Source organism: Methylomonas paludis, from assembly GCF_018734325.1.
Taxonomy (GTDB): Bacteria; Pseudomonadota; Gammaproteobacteria; order Methylococcales; family Methylomonadaceae; genus Methylomonas; species Methylomonas paludis.
In genome coordinates, this window is record NZ_CP073754.1 from 1 (window position 1) to 18,282 (window position 18,282).

General features: G+C 43.2%; 15 protein-coding genes. 4 read left to right on the plus strand and 11 right to left on the minus strand.

What is annotated here, in order from left to right; genetic code table 11:
* The gene (dnaA, locus tag KEF85_RS00005; RefSeq protein WP_215582432.1) at window positions 1-1,317 is read left to right on the plus strand and encodes a chromosomal replication initiator protein DnaA; all 1,317 of its coding nucleotides are present in this window, start codon (window positions 1-3) and stop codon (window positions 1,315-1,317) included.
* Between the two features lie 6 nt (window positions 1,318-1,323).
* Here the strand turns inward: dnaA and KEF85_RS00010 are convergent, their stop codons facing one another.
* Window positions 1,324-2,688, minus strand: coding sequence for an AmpG family muropeptide MFS transporter (locus tag KEF85_RS00010; protein WP_215582433.1), 1,365 nt, complete (start codon window positions 2,686-2,688; stop codon window positions 1,324-1,326).
* Window positions 2,689-2,725: 37 nt separating this feature from the next.
* Window positions 2,726-4,069 (minus strand): sodium:proton antiporter NhaD, encoded by a 1,344-nt coding sequence (nhaD, locus tag KEF85_RS00015; protein ID WP_215584904.1) that lies wholly within the window; start codon window positions 4,067-4,069, stop codon window positions 2,726-2,728.
* 185 nt (window positions 4,070-4,254) lie between these two features.
* Here nhaD and KEF85_RS00020 point away from each other — a divergent pair, with 185 nt between their 5' ends.
* Entirely contained in the window at window positions 4,255-5,907 is a 1,653-nt protein-coding gene (locus KEF85_RS00020; protein WP_215582435.1) for a nitrite/sulfite reductase, read from the plus strand.
* Window positions 5,894-6,352: a DUF934 domain-containing protein gene (locus KEF85_RS00025; RefSeq protein ID WP_215582436.1), complete on the plus strand. Its 459-nt coding sequence runs from the start codon at window positions 5,894-5,896 to the stop codon at window positions 6,350-6,352. Before KEF85_RS00020 ends, KEF85_RS00025 begins: the two co-directional genes overlap by 14 nt.
* A 52-nt stretch (window positions 6,353-6,404) precedes the next feature.
* Here the strand turns inward: KEF85_RS00025 and KEF85_RS00030 are convergent, their stop codons facing one another.
* The 7 genes from KEF85_RS00030 to KEF85_RS00060 form a co-directional block, all read right to left on the minus strand.
* The gene (locus KEF85_RS00030; protein WP_215582437.1) at window positions 6,405-8,231 is read right to left on the minus strand and encodes a polysaccharide biosynthesis protein; all 1,827 of its coding nucleotides are present in this window, start codon (window positions 8,229-8,231) and stop codon (window positions 6,405-6,407) included.
* Window positions 8,232-8,235: 4 nt separating this feature from the next.
* Entirely contained in the window at window positions 8,236-9,243 is a 1,008-nt protein-coding gene (locus KEF85_RS00035) for an MraY family glycosyltransferase (RefSeq protein WP_215582438.1), read from the minus strand.
* Window position 9,244: 1 nt separating this feature from the next.
* Window positions 9,245-10,216 (minus strand): NAD-dependent epimerase/dehydratase family protein, encoded by a 972-nt coding sequence (locus KEF85_RS00040; RefSeq protein ID WP_215582439.1) that lies wholly within the window; start codon window positions 10,214-10,216, stop codon window positions 9,245-9,247.
* Window positions 10,217-10,291: 75 nt separating this feature from the next.
* A complete protein-coding gene (locus KEF85_RS00045) occupies window positions 10,292-11,038 on the minus strand; it encodes a glycosyltransferase (protein ID WP_215582441.1) in 747 nt (248 codons plus the stop codon).
* Window positions 11,035-12,129, minus strand: coding sequence for a glycosyltransferase (locus KEF85_RS00050; RefSeq protein ID WP_215582443.1), 1,095 nt, complete (start codon window positions 12,127-12,129; stop codon window positions 11,035-11,037). Before KEF85_RS00050 ends, KEF85_RS00045 begins: the two co-directional genes overlap by 4 nt.
* A gap of 105 nt (window positions 12,130-12,234) precedes the next feature.
* Window positions 12,235-13,086, minus strand: a complete 852-nt coding sequence (locus KEF85_RS00055; RefSeq protein WP_215582445.1) for a glycosyltransferase family 2 protein — start codon at window positions 13,084-13,086, stop codon at window positions 12,235-12,237.
* A 15-nt stretch (window positions 13,087-13,101) separates the two neighbouring features.
* The gene (locus tag KEF85_RS00060; RefSeq protein WP_215582447.1) at window positions 13,102-14,250 is read right to left on the minus strand and encodes a glycosyltransferase family 9 protein; all 1,149 of its coding nucleotides are present in this window, start codon (window positions 14,248-14,250) and stop codon (window positions 13,102-13,104) included.
* Window positions 14,251-14,903: 653 nt separating this feature from the next.
* Here KEF85_RS00060 and KEF85_RS00065 point away from each other — a divergent pair.
* A complete protein-coding gene (locus KEF85_RS00065) occupies window positions 14,904-15,830 on the plus strand; it encodes a glycosyltransferase family protein (RefSeq protein WP_215582449.1) in 927 nt (308 codons plus the stop codon).
* Here the strand turns inward: KEF85_RS00065 and KEF85_RS00070 are convergent.
* Both KEF85_RS00070 and KEF85_RS00075 read right to left on the minus strand, forming a co-directional pair.
* A complete protein-coding gene (locus KEF85_RS00070; RefSeq protein WP_215582451.1) occupies window positions 15,827-16,528 on the minus strand; it encodes a class I SAM-dependent methyltransferase in 702 nt (233 codons plus the stop codon). The genes KEF85_RS00065 and KEF85_RS00070 overlap by 4 nt on opposite strands.
* 286 nt (window positions 16,529-16,814) lie before the next feature.
* A complete protein-coding gene (locus KEF85_RS00075) occupies window positions 16,815-18,260 on the minus strand; it encodes an ArnT family glycosyltransferase (protein ID WP_215582452.1) in 1,446 nt (481 codons plus the stop codon).
* Window positions 18,261-18,282 lie beyond the last annotated feature (22 nt).

The window sequence follows — 18,282 nt, forward strand, 5'->3', positions numbered from 1 at the left end:
ATGAGTAGTATTTGGAACAATTGTCTGTCCAAGCTTGAACACGAAATTCCCAGTGCGGATTTCAGCACCTGGATCAGGCCCCTGCAAGCCGTGGAAACCGATAAACAACTCAAGCTGCTGGCGCCTAACCGATTTATCATTGATCATATCAAACAGCACTTTTTTGCCGTTATCGAAGATACCGTCAACGAATTTTCCAATGCCACCCTGTCAGTACAATTTGAAATAGGCAGTAAAAAAGCACCTGCGGTCAAGGCTGCCGTACTTAGTAAAAATTCTGCGCAGAAAAAAAATCAGCCGAATTTTCTCAACAAAGCGTTCACTTTTGAAAGTTTTGTGGAAGGCAAATCAAATCAGCTGGCTAGAGCGGCTTCGATAACCGTTTCCGAGAATATTGGTAAAGTCTATAATCCCTTGTTTATCTACGGCAGTTCAGGCCTGGGTAAAACCCATTTGATGCACGCCATCGGCAATGCGGTTTTACTGAAAAATCCCAATGCCAACATTGTTTATCTGCACTCGGAAAAATTCGTGCAAGATATGGTCAAGGCCTTGCAGCAAAACAGCATTAATCATTTCAAAGAATATTATCGCAGTATTGATATTTTACTAATGGATGATATCCAGTTTCTGGCCGGTAAAGAGCGCTCCCAGGAGGAGTTTTTTCATACTTTCAATAATCTGTTGGATCAAAAACATCAGGTTGTACTGACCTGCGATAAATATCCTAAAGAAATTAATGGGCTGGAGGACAGGCTAAAATCACGATTCAGCTGGGGCTTGCCGGTAGCGATAGAACCGCCTGATTTGGAAACCAGAACCGCTATTTTGATCAAAAAAGCCCAGGCTGTTGGAGTTGATCTCCAACAGGAAATAGCGTTTTTCATCGCCAAGCGTATCCCATCCAATGTCCGGGATTTGGAAGGTGCTTTACGCAGAGTAGTGGCCAATTCGCAGTTTACCGGGCGGGAAATCACCCTGGAGTTTACCAAAGAAGCCCTGCATGATTTGATTAGTTTGCAGGATAAACTGGTCAGTATCGATAATATTCAGAAAACCGTTGCCGAGTATTTCAAAATACGGGTGGCGGATTTATCGGCTAAAAATCGCAAGCAATCCATCACGCGCCCTAGACAGGTTGCCATGTGTTTGGCCAGAGAGTTGACTTCGCATAGCTATCCGGAAATTGGTGATGCCTTTGGCGGGCGTGATCACACAACAGTGATTAACGCCTGTAAACGTATAGCCGAATTAAAAGTGGATGATGTGAAAATGGCGGAAGATTACAAAAACCTGTTGCGTACCCTTTCGCAATAACACCGGTCAGTCGGCTTCGTTTTCAGGATTAGTTGGATTCAGCGTCAAGGGTGAGCGCATTAAAATGAGTACCAGAACGATGGCGGGTAAGCCGATAATCGCCGAATAGATAAAAAATACATCATATCCAAAAGTCACGGCCACATTGCCGGAAAAACTGCCTACCAACTTGGCAGGTAAAGTCATCAGCGAGCTGAACAAGGCGTACTGAGTGGCCGTATAAGCGGTATTGGTTAAGCTGGATAAATAAGCTATCAGGGAGGCTGCGGCAATGCCGCCGCTCAAGTTGTCAGCGCTGATAACCCAAGCTAGTGATGCCAGGGTAGGTTGGCTGGAAGCCAAGCCGGCAAACAGCAAATTGGTTAATGCTGCCAAGACGGCACCCAGCAGCAATGGCCGCATAATGCCGAAACGCACCACCAGCAGGCCGCCCAGCCAAGTGCCGATAATAGTCATAAAAAAACCGAATACTTTACTGATGTCGGCGATGTCTTTTTTGCTGAAACCCAAATCAAGATAGAACGGAATGGCCATTACGCCCATCGCCATATCACTCATTTTGTAAACCGCGATCAACATTAAAATCGAAACCGCAGATTTGCCGTTACGTTGAAAAAATTCTACGAAAGGACTAATGACGGCATCGGAAAACCACTTTAACAAGTTGGCAATAAAGGGTCTGACTTTGTTGACGCCCAGAACTGACTCAATACGTGCTTCTATAGCTTTAGTGCGGGTGTCGGTGTTATGTTCAGGTTCAGAGATTGAGATCGTGGTAATAATGCCTACCAACATGGTACAGGCCATAAATCGGTAAGCCGATTGCCAGCTGAAATATTCAGCAATGTATAACACACCGGCTCCGGCAGCGAGTAAGGCCAGACGGTAGCCAAACACATACATGGCGGCCATTGCCCCCTGGTATTTGGGGATGACGGCCTCAATCCGGTAAGCGTCGATGGCAATATCCTGAGTGGCTGAGCAAAAAGCCACACATACGGCCAGGATAGCTACATGTTGCAAGTGCAGATGCGCATCTATGGTACTGATGCCTAACAGCCCCAAGGCAATGCCGGTCTGAGATAACAGCATCCAGCTTCTTCTCATGCCTAATAGTTTAAACAATACAGGCAGGTGCAGCCGGTCTATGATCGGTGCCCAAAAAACTTTGATGGAATAAGCAATGCCGACCAAGCTGAAATAGCCAATGATAGACAAGGAGATTTGTTCGTCTGCCAGCCAGGCAGAAAGCGTTGATGAGACTAGCGAATAAGGCAAGCCTGCTGAGAAGCCCAGCAGAATCATGCCCAGCACGCGCGGCTGGGCATAAACTGAGAAAGCGCTACGCCAACTGGCGTTGGTATTGGTCATGCGCTTTCCCTCAAATAGCTGCGATGAATGTGCAGGTTTAGCTGTTGATTAAATAATGGGTAAAGATACTGGCGGCATAACCGGCAGCAATCGCGGGTGTCCATTTCAAATGGCTGAAAAAAGTGTACTTGTGATTGGATTGTCCCATCAACGCTACACCAGCAGCCGAACCGACAGAAAACAGTGAGCCGCCTACACCTGCAGTCAGGGTCACCAGCAGCCATTGATACAGATCCATATCCAGGTTCATGTTCAATACCGCAAACATCACCGGAATGTTGTCAACAATAGCTGAAATGATACCAACCAGAATGTTGGCAGTAGTGTCACCCAAGCCATCGTACATGGCAGATGACAATAATTCCAGATAACCAATATAGCCTAAACCGCCTACCGCGAATACTACGCCAAAGAAAAACAGCAAAGTATCCCATTCAGCTTCTTTGACTTTTTCGAAAATATCAAAGCGAGCCCCAGTTTCCTGATCGGGGTAGGTGACTTTTAAATAATAGCCATACAACATCAGAATGGACAAGCCCAGCATCATGCCCATAAACGGTGGCAAATGCAGGAATTGTTTGAAACTGACTGCAAACATAATGGTTAACAGAAACAGGCCGCACACTTGAATTGCGCCGGGCTTTAATACAACCGCTGCTTCATTGGTGGCCAGTGGCTGACCTGAAGGAATTGCCCTGGACATGAAGAAAGCCGGAACCACAAAGTTGACCACTGAAGGAACGAACAGACGGAAAAAGTCGAAGAACTCGGCATAACCAGCTTGCCATACCATCAGGGTGGTAATATCACCAAATGGACAGAATGCACCGCCGGCATTGGCCGCAATCACCAGATTGACGAAGCCTACGGAAACAAACTTTTCGTTATCTGCACCTACAGCCATTACTACGGCACCGACCAACAGCGCCGATGTCAGGTTATCAGCCACTGCAGACAGGAAAAAGGTAATGATACCGGTAATCCAGAACAATTGTTTGTAACCGAATTGTTTTCTGATCAGCCAGGAACGCAAGGCTTCAAACACATTACGTTCGGCCATGGAGTTGATATACGTCATAGCTACCAGCAGGAACAGCATCAGCTCGGCATATTCTTTCAGATCATGCTCAAATGCCTGATGTAATTCGCCGCTGGGAATGCCGGCATCGCTGGCCAACACAGACACATGTGCCCAGATAATCGCAGCCGCAAGAATCACTGGTTTGGATTTGCGTAAATGAGTAAATTCCTCAGTCATGACAAAGCCATAGGCTATCAAGAACACCAGAACAGTATAAATGCCTCGTTCGGTGCCCGTTAAGCCCAGATTTTTAAATTCTTCAGCATGAGCCAGTTCCGGCAATAACAGCAGACCGGCCATAATTAATAGTACGCGTAGCAAGATAACCCCCTTCCCAAATCTTAAGTTATAGTTTTTATGAAAGCAGTATAAAAATAACGCCACATGTTATCATTAGACAGCAATTTTTGTCATTTAATCACAGGCAGTATATTATCCACCACAAGCAACTTAAACAAATGCTGTTTCAAAGGCACGTAATCTAAATGTATCAATATACCGACGACGATCAAACACTCATAGATGAGAGAGTAACCCAATTTCGCAGCCAGACGCAGCGATTTTTGCAAGGACAACTTGGGCCTGATGAGTTTAGGGCTCTGCGCTTGATGAATGGCTTGTACATTCAGACCCATGCCCCCATGTTACGCGTTGCAATACCCTATGGATTACTTTCTTCCCAACAATTACGCAAACTGGCCAAAGTAGCTCGTGACTACGATAGGGGGTATTGTCACTTTACTACCCGTCAGAATGTCCAGTATAACTGGCCGGAGCTGGCAACAGTACCTGATTTGCTGGCCGAGCTGGCCACAGTGCAAATGCACGCCATTCAAACCAGCGGTAATTGCTTAAGAAATACCACTTCGGACCATTTGGCCGGCGTCTCACCGGATGAACTGGAAGATCCGCGTCCTTATTGCGAAATTATTCGTCAGTGGACAACACTGCATCCTGAGTTTGCGTTTTTACCCCGCAAATTCAAAATTGCCGTAAGCGGTTCCGAACACGATAGAGCGGCAGTGCAGTTACATGATATCGGTGTATATCTGGTCAAAAACGAGGCAGGAGAAATCGGCTTTAGAGTTTTGGCGGGTGGTGGATTGGGTAGAACACCCATCATAGGCCAAACGGTTAAAAGCTTTTTGGAGAAAAAATATCTGCTGTCTTACCTGGAAGCCATTGTTAGGGTTTATAACCTGCACGGTAGACGTGACAATAAATATAAAGCCCGTATCAAAATTCTGGTCAAGGAAACCGGGCTGGAAAAATTTACCGCGATGGTGGAAGAAGAATGGCAGCGCACTAAAGATGACATTCTGTTGAGTGATGCCCAGATTGCCGCCATGCAGGCCCAGTTTACTCCGCCGCCGTATGCTGCTGATGCGGCAAATCATACCGGCCATAAAACTCAGGCAGAAGTTGATCAAGGTTTTGCCAAATGGTTGAAACATAACACGGTTGATCACCGTATTCCCGGCTATCAGGTTGTTTTCGTTTCATTGAAAGCACCGGATTCACCGCCCGGCGATATTACCGCCGATCGACTGGATGCGCTGGCAGACTTGGCCGATCAATACAGCTTTGCGGAAATAAGAAGCACGCATCGGCAAAATCTGGTGTTGGCCGATGTTAAGCAGGCTGATCTATTCGAGCTTTGGCAAAAACTGGATGCCATTAAACTGGCCACCGCCAATATCGGTACTGCAACCGATATGATCTGCTGCCCAGGCCTGGATTTCTGCTCGCTGGCCAATGCCAGTTCCATCAGTGTTGCCAAAGAAATCAACGAAGCTTTGGACGACATTGATTATCTACACGATATCGGCGATCTGAAAATTAATATGTCGGGTTGCATGAATGGTTGTGCTCATCAAAGTGTCGGCCATATCGGCATTTTGGGCGTCGACAAAAAAGGCGAAGAGTGGTATCAGCTTACCCTTGGCGGTTCATCTGATAATGAAGCGGCAATTGGCGAGCGTTTGGGGCCGGCTGTGGCTAAAAATCAGATTACCCAAACCGTAGTTGCCATTCTGGATGTCTATATTCAACAGCGCCTGGCAGACGAAACCTTTTTACAAGCCGTCAAACGTATCGGCCTGGAACCATTTAGAGATAGAGTTTATGCAAATCATTAAAGATAAACAAATTGTCGAAAACCAATGGACATTTATCGACGATGACAGTGAAATTGGCGCGGATGCCGGCAATATCAGCGTATCTTTGCAACGTTGGCAAAACCAAAGTCAGTCATTACTGGATAGAGCCGGAAAAATTGGGGTCAGATTGCTACCTGCCGATAATATCGACGACTTGGCAAATCATCTGGACCAGCTGGCCCTGATAGAATTGAATTTCCCGGTGTTTACAGACGGCAGACTGTTTTCCCTGGCACGCCTGCTGCGCAGTAAGTATGGCTTCCAGGGGGAGATTAGGGCCGTAGGTCATTACTTGCCGGATCAAGTCTATTTTCTGTCCCGGGTTGGTGTCAACGCCTTTGCCTTGGAAAATCAGTCCCAAATTCCGCTCGTTCTTACCAGCTTGGCAGATTTTAGCGTTAACTATCAGTTATCCAGCCAATAAGACAGCCAAATCAATAAACCAATAATCAACCCCCGGCGTTGCCGGGGAATATTTAAGTTGTTTTAAATTCCGGTACCAGTTTTTTTAGCAAGCCCAGAATATGGTTTTGGTCGCATTGTTGACAAGCTGTTACCAGTTCTGCAGCTAATGCCGCCCACTCATCACCGGCATAAACTCGGGCATGGGCTTTCCGTAATTTTTTATAGCGAGTTTCCTGCAGAAGTTCTTGTTCGTGAAACAGTTCTTCATAGAGCTTCTCTCCGGGGCGTAATCCCACGTATTCGATACGTATCTCGTTACCAGGTTCTTTGCCGCTCAAGCGGATCATTTGCTCGGCCAGATAGCTGATTTTAATGGGTTCGCCCATATCCAGAACAAATACTTCTCCGCCTTGACCGACAGCTTCAGCCAGCATAATCAACTGGCAGGCTTCCGGAATGGTCATAAAGTAGCGGGTAATGTCTGGATGCGTCACTGTCACTGGTCCACCGGCCTTTATCTGCGCTCGGAACAGAGGTACCACACTACCTGCTGAATCGAGGACATTGCCAAAACGCACCGTGGTAAAACGGGTGGCGTCCTTACGATCCAGGTTTTGGCAAAGAATCTCGGCGGCGCGCTTGGTGGCTCCCATTACATTGCTGGGATTGACCGCCTTATCGGTGGAAATTAACACAAATCTGCCGACACCGGCGGCAATTGCGGCTTCGGCCAAGATTTTAGTGCCGATCAGATTATTGTGTACCGCCTCCCTGACCTGATGTTCCAGTAAGGGCACATGTTTATAGGCAGCCGCATGAAAAATAATTTCCGGCTGCAGTCCCCGAATCAAGCGTTCAACGGTAAGTGCATCGGCAACATCACCCAATATGGCCTGATGTGATAACTGTGGATAAAGTTGGTTTAAGTCAGCGTCAATTTTATACAAATTGAATTCGCATTGATCAAAAATGATCAATTGTTTAGGGTGGGCTTTAGCTAACTGGCGGCAAAGCTCGGAGCCGATAGAGCCACCACCACCCGTTACCAAAACAATTTTATCTTGCAAACTGCCTTGAATAGTTTGCCAGTCCAGCTTGACCGGATCCCGGCCCAGAATGTCTTCTATGGACACATTTCTCAGATTGGTCTTGCTCACCGTCCCGTGTAACAATTCTTTTACCGACGGTAAGGTTTGAAATGGAAGCCGGCAACTTTCACATACATCCACAATACGGCGCATTTGAGCGGCACTAGCCGAAGGTACCGCAATCAAAATTGCCTCAACCTGTAATTGATTGATCAGATGCGGCAATGCCTCTACGGCACCCAGGACGCTGATACCCCGTATCGCGCGGTTTAGGGAAGCCGGCGCATCATCAACGAAGCCTACCGGAAAATAGCCGCTATCGGCATTTGATATTAAGTCGCGCACCAGCATTTCACCAGCGCAACCAGCACCTACGATCAATGCGCGTTTACCGCGCCGATCCAGATAAGCCTGTTCTCTCCAGAACCGGTACGTCAGACGCGGGATGGTCAAAAATGCCAGTAAATTCATTATATATAATGGCAATATTGAACGCGGCACACCAGCCAGTCGGTTATACAAAAACAATAGAACGGCAATCATGAAAGCGCCGATTATTACAGCCTTGCTGATACGAACCAGATCAGGTAAGGATGAAAAACGCCAGACACCCCGATAGAGCCCAAAAGACCAAAATTGGCTGACTTGCACCGCACAGATGATCGGCAAATAATGCACGGCCAAATCAAAAAAATTATCTGGAATTTTTTGCAGGTTGAAGCGTAACCAATAGGCTCCAAACCAGGCCAAAGGTATCATGCCCAGATCGTGTAAAAAAATGGTCGTACGAGAGCGAAATCTAAATTTCATAAAATTACACTGCCTGCGTTCCGGCTTTAAAAAAGCCGGCTAAAGCCAGTAATGGTAGATAGCTGATAAATAAACCCAGCCAGGCATAATCAGTCTGAAAAAATACCAGCACGGCTATCGGTAACAACCAGAACAGATTGATCAGCCAACAGGCTATCAATACCCGTAAATGTCCATATTGCCTGGCCGCGTACTGATAGGTATGCGAACAATGTGCCTCATACCATTTTTGGCCGGTAAGGGCCCGTATCGACAAGGTATAACTGGTATCCACCACAAATATTCCAAATAATATCAAGCCACAATAAAGCAACACAGGGCTTTGCCGGCTGGCCATAATGATCAGGATGCCCAATAGCAAACCAAGAAAGCCGCTGCCGACATCCCCCATAAAAATTTTAGCTGCTGGCCAGTTCCACACCAGAAAACCCAAGGCCGCAACCCCCAACATAAAAGCGGCTATGGCCAGCTGTTGATTTACCGAAAATAACAATCCCGCCAAACCCCAAGATACAAACACCGCTTCAGAACCGGCAATACCGTCAATGCCATCCATGAAATTAAATAAATTCAACAGCCAAACCAATAGCACTGTCAGCAGAATAAAGCTTAGCCAACTTATGGAAATAAACGGGTTTTCAGCGTTTGGTGCTATGGTCTCGGGCCAGCCATACAAAAAAAACAGGGTTGATGCCGCACTGCTTATATGCACCAGAAGTCGCCAGCGCGCCGCGATATGGGCATGATCGTCCAGGAGACCGACGATTGCGACCGGCAAAGGGGCGCTGAGTGCAGCAAACCATGCTCCGGGAAGATCATGTTGCAAAAACAGCAAAATCAGACCACCAAAAAAACTCATTACAATAGCAAGACCGCCGCCGCGTGCGGTAGGTTTGCTATGTGAACTGCGTTGATTGGGTATATCCAGTACCTGATGCGTCAAGGCATAGTAACGGATCAGGCCGGTCAAGACGATGCTGACCAGAAAAATGGTTAAGACAGGGATAAGCACATCAAATCAAATATAGAAAACGAATAATATCTGCCAGGGATTCCGGTAAGTTATGTCGTGGTTGAAACCCCAATTCAGCCTTGATTTTAGCAGATGAGTAGTGTGCCGAACCGGTTAATTTCTGCAGGGCATCGCTATCAAACATCATGCGTTTACCACTGATTTGGCCCAGAGTGTCGCCCAGTTTTGCCAAATGGCTGAATAGTGCTGGTGGTAATGACCAAGATAGTGTTGATTTACCCAACACTGATCTGATCAAATTGTAGAGTTGGCGGGTTGAATAAGGTTCATCATCACTGACAATATAAATTTGACCAGCGGCCTGAGCGAGTGTGGCTGTCAATAAGGCTGCCCGGATAAGATCCTCCACATGCACCATTGAGCGCTTATTATGAAATTCCGGCAATGGTGGAAATAGGCCGCGTTGTATCGCCTTGATCATTTTCGGCAAATTACCTTTGTGAGTGTTGCCGTATACCATACAAGGTCTGATCACTACCGGGTGAGGCACATAGTCGCCATGAAGTACCAATTGTTCGGCCAGATATTTAGAAGTGCCGTATGGCGTGTCGGCGGCAATATGCAAACTTTCATCCATAGGCTGGATCACAGCCTCGCCCACGGCTTTAACGCTGCTGAAAAATATAAAGCGCTTAACATCGGCCTGTTGTGCCGCAACGAGTAATTTACGGGTGCCTTCGGTATTTATTTGCAGATATTCGGCGGCATCCTGACTATTCTCAGTTAGTGCATGGGCTTTGCCGGCCAGATGAAAAATAGTGTCTATACCGGCGCAAAGCTGGTCTGGGCAGGGATCTGTAGCTAAATTTAACGACCAATGATCCGGCAGATCCAGGGGTTGCCGGCTACTGGTACGCACAGAATATCCTTGCTGTGCCAAGTAGTTGCTAAGGTGTTTGCCGATGAAGCCGTTTGCACCCGTTACCAGGATCTTGGTATCTCTAGCTAACATAGTTAATGGCTGTATGTATGCTGATTGCTCAAGCATAAAATAAGGTGATGCGATGATAAGATGGCATGACTTAGCTTAACGGTCTGTTTTAGGTAAACTGAGCAAATGTTTGCCCAAATAGCGACATAAACTGCTGAGATGCCAAAACAAGTATTTGAGTTTGCGCCTACTGGTGCGCTGAGCGTTGTGAATCACTGTTGCGGCTGGATTAGCTATTACTTTTAACCCTTGTTGCCAAAGCCGCACACAAATATCCACATCTTCATAATATAGAAAAAAACCAGCATCAAAGCCACCGATACGTTTAAATGTATCAGCTTTAAATAACATAAACATGCCGGCAACCCAATCAACTTGAAACGGTAGTTTATCAGCTGGAATTGCATAGCGGCCATCATCAATCCGCAAAAATTTTAAAAACAAGCCCCAAATAGTGGGGAAATGGCGAAAACTATCTTCAATTTTACCTGCAGAATTCATCACTAGTGGTGCGACCAGACCAGCCTGGACTGATTGTAAACTGTTTAAAAGTCCAGCGAATGGTGAATTGGGTAATCTGATATCAGGATTCATCACACAAAAAATGTCACCCTCGGCATATTGAAATGCTTGATTATGATTGGCTGCAAATCCCAATGGCTCAGGGTTGGTTATGATTTTAAGGGGATAAGGAAAATCGTCATTTGTACATGGCAATTGTTCAGGTAAATTTAGGGTCAAAATGACTTCAAATACGTCCTGATCGGCAATAAGCGCCAGATCAGTAAGTAGTTCCTGAACTAGTTGGCCTTGATGATGGCTGACCATCGATATTGAAATCATACCGTATCTGAGATCACAAGCATTATAAGTTCTTCCCAGCTTTGCGCATAGGGAGGGCTGATGGAGGGTGTCGCCGTTTGCTGATTTTCCAGCCTGCCTTGTATATGACTCAACATAATAGCGGCTAATTGCTCGGCGTTGTCTGGTTCGAAAAATACCACTTTATGATAAGTACCTACAGGTTCATAAGCATACGGTAAATCAGCTACTATCAGCTGTTTACCCAGATTTTTAGCTTCAGAAATTGGCAGGCCCCAAGTTTCTAGTTTGGAAGGAAATACGATGGCGGATGCCTGCTGATATTGTTCGAACATTTGAACTTGACTCTGATAACCGATAAAGCGAATATTGGGCATATCCGCAAATCGTTTTAGCAAATGCCGAGCATAACGAGATTCATGTCCAGATAGCGTTAACCGAATTTCAAAGCTGTTACCAATTTGTTCGCGTAAAATTTTGGCAGCCGCGTATAAAACTTCAAAATTTTTGAATACTCTGGGTAAAGCCGGGTAGAAAAATACACCTGGTAATGAACGATCCGGGGTGTCTTGCCGGTTTTGATGGCGAATAACCGGATGCGCAACCACAACATTATTTAGCTGATACATGCTTTGAAAAGCATTACGTAACCAGTTCTGTTGCACTACCACCAGATTATTGGCATGTATATTCAAGCCATACAGGTAACGGTAAAACAAGGTAAATAAAAAAAACTTGGGCTCCCACCAGATATCGGTCAAGTTGATCCGATAAAAAGTCGAGGGATTATGACAATATACCGCTCGTCTGTTTGCGGTAACGTGCGCAGAAATATCGTGCATGGAAAACCAGACATCGGGTTTAAGCTGTTTGGATAACGATTTAAAATACCAGAACTCATAATACAGACGTTTAAGCCAAGAGCGTTTGACCTCAGGAAATTCAATGAACACAACTCTGCGGTTGTTAAACAAGGATTTGTCGTGTACCAGGGCTATTATTTCCCAGTCCTGAGATAGAATGTTTTCTGCTCCTGTCAGGCAATCCCTAAAGGCAGTCAATGTGCCGCCTTCGATTAAGTTGACAGCAGAAATAACCAGTCGTTTTTTCATATTACTTGCGGGAAATTGTAATAGGCGTCATTATTTAGCACAGATTAACATGGGCTGGATTGCTTGGTATGCCTAGGTTAATCATGAATATTGATTAATTTATGTTTAAACGATACCAATAAGCTTGCGTATATGCCATCTGGTTTTTGCCCATATGGCATTTAACTGTCCTGCAAAAGGCGTGGTCAGATTATGTAAAAGTCTGGCACGCAGCACCTCCGCAAAAACAGCCGGGTTGTGATTGCTCTGCCCACCCACCTGCATACTGGCCACTACGCTTGGCGTGAAACCAGCCTTAAGATTAGCATGGCTACGCAACAGTATCTCGTAATCACCACAAATTTTAAAAGAATTATCAAAGCTTCCGTATTGTTTAAAATACCCCAAACGATGTAATGCGCCGGTATGTGCAACACACATATAGGTTTGAAATTGTCGCCAGCTCCAAGGTTTACCGATAGTTCTGAGCAATTTAGTGCCACGATACATGGCTACCCGTCCCGAGATAAAATCCAGTGGCTTTGCACTGGCAGCGGCAATGGCCAACATAGCAGTTAGACTATCAGGAGTTATTTGATCATCTGCCCCCATAAAACAAACCCATTCGCCTTGAGCCGCCTGTAAGCCCTTATTCCAGGCATCATAAATACCTTGATCCGGTTCGCTTATCCAGTAATCAATTAATTCATCATAGTGGTTTAACAGGTTAATGGTTTCATCCGTGGAATTGGCATCCACCACTATCCATTCAAAATTTCGATAGTTTAAAGCTTGCAGTGATGCGGCCAGATTGGGTAAATATGCTGCAGCATTATAAGTAGCAGTAATAATACTGACTAAGGCATCAGTGGTTGTTGCCGCCGGTTTTGGTGTTAGTCGGCGTTTTCCGCCGGTCGGCACAATACCAGTCCCCGTCCGTGGTATTGAAACTAATTGATTTTCATCGCTTCCTGACATAATTGTTACCTGGGTTTAGGTCTTGCTGGGTGACAAAATTGCGCGGCATGCGGACCAGACCATATCAACTGAAATATTGGCAATACATGGAACCGGGCCTAACTTGTCATGAGCTTCAGTGCAGATCCAGTTACAGTTAAAGCAAGGCATGTACAAGTTAACTGAATAGGGCTTAATACCAGTTAAGTTGTGGGCGTAGGGCAGAAATCTGCCAAAATGGCCGCCGCCTAAAATGCATACCGAAGCTGTATTGACAGCAGTGGCAATATGAATAGCTGATGTCTCATTACCGATCAATAAATTTGCAGATCTTACTAGTTCAGCGAATTGCATTAATGAGGTTTTTCCTGCAAGATTTACAACATGAGCTTGAGTCATACTGGCCAGTTGTTCACACACCTTAAGCTCGGCAGCCGAGCCGCAAAGTACGGCCTGATAACCATAAGTGGCATTCAATTTATTAATCAGCTCGGCAAAATTGGCCACAGGCCATTGTCTGCCAAACCATAAAGCCCCTGGAAAAACCACGAAATAAGGTTTAGGCAGGTTTAGCTCAACCGGTAGTTCAAGCAGGTGAGGTAATTTAGGCAAGCTGACATGGTAGGGTTTACCGGTCAGCAGCGCAATAAATTCGGCATTTCTATCCAGTTCATTAAGTTCAGTTGTAATGCTGGGTAATAACTTAGTGTACCAAAAGTCTGATTGATGTTTACGCCTGGCGGTAATATTACTCAGATCTCCTTGACTGCCAATGCGTTGAGCCGCACCAGTGGCTCTAATCATAATATCGCCATGTAGAAAAAGTCGTGAATAGGTAGGCTGAATGGCAATGGCAAATCCGGCTTTTCTAAGCCGGTAAACAGTTTGCCAATGATATAAAGGATTGCGAGTAAATTGTAACAACTGAATCGGCCAAACTTCATCCCAATATGAAAAATGTTTAGCCCAATCCGACCAGAGTGAATTGGCTATTAAAGTAATACGAGTGTTGGGGTAAAGCCGGCGGTATTCTTTGGCGGTATCCAGCCAAAGAATAAAATCACCAATGGCATTTAAACGAATAATCACCAAGCCGGATTGTCTGGTATTGGTCAGGCGATTAATAAAAAAGTCGCCAAATAATAGTATCTGAGTTAAACAGAATCTAAGAATATTATGTATCAACGCTGCAAAGCCTTACTAGCTGTTCCTGATAAGATTGATGTGCATCCGTTCCAAACACTTCGATCTCTGCTGTTGGATGTTTAGTGAGTGGTTGTCGTATGGCAAAGGCTGGCATTATAAATTTGTGCGTAGCAGATTCACAATGGGGCATCGGGCCTGCACATAAAAGTCCATGTAATTGGTATGATCATTGGCGGGTGGCTAAGTTTCATGATACAGCACAATAGTTTTGGTAGTGCAATTAAAATGTGTCACAGAACTTAAGCAGAGTTGTGACTAAAATGCAACTGATAACAGCTCAATTGGAAGCCGTAATTTCATATCGGTTTACAACTTTGTTCAGAGCGCAGTTAGCTTGAGTGTTACCTAGATATGGGAATCTACCTAATCCGCTAAGTGAAATGCGTATATTAATACTGCTCAGTATCAGATCGCTGTCGATATTGAGAGAACTTGACCTCTGTGGTAATATTACCATGATTTATAGCCTTGGGCATATATTTTCAGTATAAAAGCCTTTAATGACGAACTAGTGTGTAATATGGAAACTAAAGCCCAATCAGTCGAAGTATATTAGATTTTAGACTTATAACCATGCTAATCAATACCAACCTAGCATCCCGCTTAATTAATCCCATATCTCCGAGATCGTTTTGAGTAAATTAGCGCCTATTGTTCTTTTCGTCTTTGCACGTCCTCACCACACCAAAAACACATTGAATGCTCTGGCAGCAAATGAACTTGCTATGCAAAGTGATTTAATTATTTATGCTGATGGCGCAAATAACCCCGTTGACCAGGAGCGGGTTGATGAAGTTAGAAATATAATTAGAAATACAGGCGGCTTTCGTAGCATTACATTAATAGAGCGCGATACAAATTTCGGTTTGGCTAGAAACATAATTACAGGAGTAACAGAAGTTTGTAATCAATATCAACGCGTGATTGTGCTGGAGGACGATATTGTAACTAGTCCTTGTTTTCTTACCTATATGAACCACGCATTAGATGAATATGCAAATAAAAAAAGTGTTTGGCATATTGCCGGTTGGAGTTATCCTGTAAATATCGAAAATACTGATGGCACATTTTTTTGGCGGTTAATGAATTGCTGGGGTTGGGCAACTTGGTCAGATCGCTGGCAATATTTTGAAAAAAATCCGGCTAAATTACTTTTAAAATGGAATAAGGATAAAATTAAACGGTTTAATCTGGACGGAGTTTATGATTTTTGGAAAGAAGTGGACTTAAACCAGTCTGAAAAGTTAAATACATGGGCTATTTTTTGGTATGCGACTATTTTTGAGCATAATGGGTTATGTTTGAGTCCAACTCATTCTTTTGTGCAAAATATCGGGAATGACGGTAGCGGTATAAATAGTCAAGAAAACAATATATTCTGGCATAATAATTTAGCGGTTTCTTATAATAGACTACCAAGCAATATTGAGGAGTCTCAACTTGCAGTGCAAGAAATAAAGGCATTCTATACTCAATTAACACCGCCTTTTCCTATCAGATTAAGGCGGTATGCTTTGAGAAAAATAAATAAGCTGATTAAATATTTGATAGGCGGTTAGAATTTTGCCAATACTTTAATTTCATAAGAGAATATTTGTGGTGAAGGCAAGTGAAAGCTGCTGAGGGTAATAGAGTTCCAGAATGCGAAATTCCATTTATAAAAGCGTAATAGTATTTTACGAATAAAACGCTTTAAATGAGACGAGCTTTGTTCAAGACAATCGGGATCGATAAATCGAATGCTGCTAAATCCAGCCTGACGTAATACATATAACAACGAGCCACCAGTAAATAAAGTATGGTGAGTAAAATCTTCATAGGCCCAGTAAGCACCAGTATTAGACTGTGCATTCGGCACAGCTATATAAATTTCCCCATCGGCAGTAAGTAAATTACGAATTTTTACCAGCATTGGAATAATTTCAGGTTTTGGGAAATGTTCTAACACATGATTTAGAATAATAAAATCAAATTTACTGGTTAATTTATCCAGCTCATTTTTGGTGCCGTCAATGATGGGTAATCCATTGTCTTTACAGTAATTAATCGCGTCTGGCTCAATGTCATAACCATTTGCATTATGATAGCCTTTATTAATAAGGCACTGTAAAATTTGACCAAAACCACAACCAAAATCAAGAATTAATGCTTCCTTGTTCTCTGGAATAACTTTCTCCAAATGTGCCGGTAGCTCATAGTTGATATATGACTCAGGCGAAATATTCCTGTTCGAAAAGTAATTTTGATAATTATTCATAAGAATGTATTAAATTAAATGATTTTGTCGCAGGGCAATAATTTGTTTATCTTATGACTGTATGATTTTCTAAAAAGCCACTAACCATAAAGCTTGCTGATAAATCAGCCAAGCTGGAACCGGGCCTCCGGAAGGGGATGCCGCGAATACTCCCAGCTGGACTTGCTGCCAGGATTCCTGCCAGAAAACCCGGATCCAGCTTCTTGGCTTAGTCGCAAAAATATACTAGGTTATTGTGAGTTACTTATAGTGTTCAGCAAGCATGGTTTTCTCAAATTTGAAATTACTAACCATCAGATAACACGAATTGATCGTGATCTATTCGAAAAAAACTAACTTCACTATTTCTGTCTGAAGTAATTAAACCATATTTGCAAGCAGCAGGTAACTTATGTTTTTCATATTGAGATATCCATAAAGGATCTTGTTGCCTTTTAATAACAATGCATAAATCGGCTACTGGAGTTTTTTGGATAGTTTCCGGTAGGTCATGTATTAAGGTTATGCCATTTTTTTTTGCAAAAAGATAAAAAAATATGCTGTTTCCTTTGCCGCTGAAGGAAATAGTAAATGATTGCGCAGAATTTTTATGCTTCACATTCAACTTAGCTTCATTTAAAGCTTCCAAAATCTTGCCTTCAATTTTCAGTTTTGTAGCAATATCCATATAAGGCACATCAAAAAAGGATGGCGACATACCCGAAAATTGTCGATTTGACTTTAAGAAAAATATAACCGTTAAAATTAAGATAACCGTTAGTAAAGGTGTTTTTGTCTTAGCAGTTTGCATAGCCCATAGGCCAACAAAAAAGCTAAGAATACTGATGTTGTAAAATATAGCATACCACATCTCTTGTCCAATGGCATACATAAGGAACAATGCCAAAGAATAAAGAAAAGTTACTAAACTAATCCAGTTGGATTTAAAGTATGAAAAAGTGGCAAATAATAACAGCAAGGTTATAAATGAAACATTTTGAATCGAGTGGTAAAAGGCGGGTCTTTCCAGTTTTCTAATAAACTGAGTTTCCATGTCATTAGAAAAATCGGCATAATTATTTAAAACATATATGCAATAACAGACAAATAATACAGAACTGATTAATAAAAATAAAAGTTCAAATGTGTTTACATAAAAAAAACCTTTGATGCTTTTGTTTTTATGGAGTCTAACAAGAGTTCCCCCTAATAAAGGAATAGACATATATACCATATTAAAATGATATAATATACCAACTAACACTAATCCAAACGCAATTGTTAAGTAATCTTTAATAATTGCTAAATAGCATAGTAATGAAAAAAATACGATACAAACATCCATTCTGGCTACATTGGCGCTGACTAGACTTGAAGGTAATATAAAAAATAAAATTACCAATAAAATAGCAACAGGACTAATATATTTTTTTACAATATAAATCCAGATAAGAAATGATGCCATGAAAAATATCAATGAAACATATCTGGCCAATTCCAGGGATATTCCAAATATCTTATAGATTACCCCTAGGGTAATCATATATCCTGGTGGCATCCACATTATTGTTCTATTTTGACTAAGACTTTCAGAAAACAGTGTGTTCTTCTCACTCCATGAAATTGCCTGATAAATGAAGCTCGCTTCATCCTTCCAAGGTATAGGAAAATTTAACTGAAAGCCTAATATGCCGATTAGCATGGCAATTATTAGAATAATTACTAAAACAGTATAGGCCTTATTAGGGTTCATGATCCTTCAGCTTTTTGTAATT

Bases quoted from the DNA above. Each gene is read 5' to 3' on its own strand.
- KEF85_RS00045 (WP_215582441.1), bottom strand. From the start codon at position 11,038: ATGATTTCAATATCGATGGTCAGCCATCATCAAGGCCAACTAGTTCAG.
- KEF85_RS00050 (WP_215582443.1), bottom strand. From the start codon at position 12,129: ATGAAAAAACGACTGGTTATTTCTGCTGTCAACTTAATCGAAGGCGGC.
- KEF85_RS00010 (WP_215582433.1), bottom strand. From the start codon at position 2,688: ATGACCAATACCAACGCCAGTTGGCGTAGCGCTTTCTCAGTTTATGCC.
- KEF85_RS00030 (WP_215582437.1), bottom strand. From the start codon at position 8,231: ATGAAATTTAGATTTCGCTCTCGTACGACCATTTTTTTACACGATCTG.
- KEF85_RS00055 (WP_215582445.1), bottom strand. From the start codon at position 13,086: ATGTCAGGAAGCGATGAAAATCAATTAGTTTCAATACCACGGACGGGG.
- KEF85_RS00025 (WP_215582436.1), top strand. From the start codon at position 5,894: ATGCAAATCATTAAAGATAAACAAATTGTCGAAAACCAATGGACATTT.
- KEF85_RS00040 (WP_215582439.1), bottom strand. From the start codon at position 10,216: ATGTTAGCTAGAGATACCAAGATCCTGGTAACGGGTGCAAACGGCTTC.
- dnaA (WP_215582432.1), top strand. From the start codon at position 1: ATGAGTAGTATTTGGAACAATTGTCTGTCCAAGCTTGAACACGAAATT.
- KEF85_RS00020 (WP_215582435.1), top strand. From the start codon at position 4,255: ATGTATCAATATACCGACGACGATCAAACACTCATAGATGAGAGAGTA.
- nhaD (WP_215584904.1), bottom strand. From the start codon at position 4,069: ATGGCCGGTCTGCTGTTATTGCCGGAACTGGCTCATGCTGAAGAATTT.
- KEF85_RS00075 (WP_215582452.1), bottom strand. From the start codon at position 18,260: ATGAACCCTAATAAGGCCTATACTGTTTTAGTAATTATTCTAATAATT.
- KEF85_RS00070 (WP_215582451.1), bottom strand. From the start codon at position 16,528: ATGAATAATTATCAAAATTACTTTTCGAACAGGAATATTTCGCCTGAG.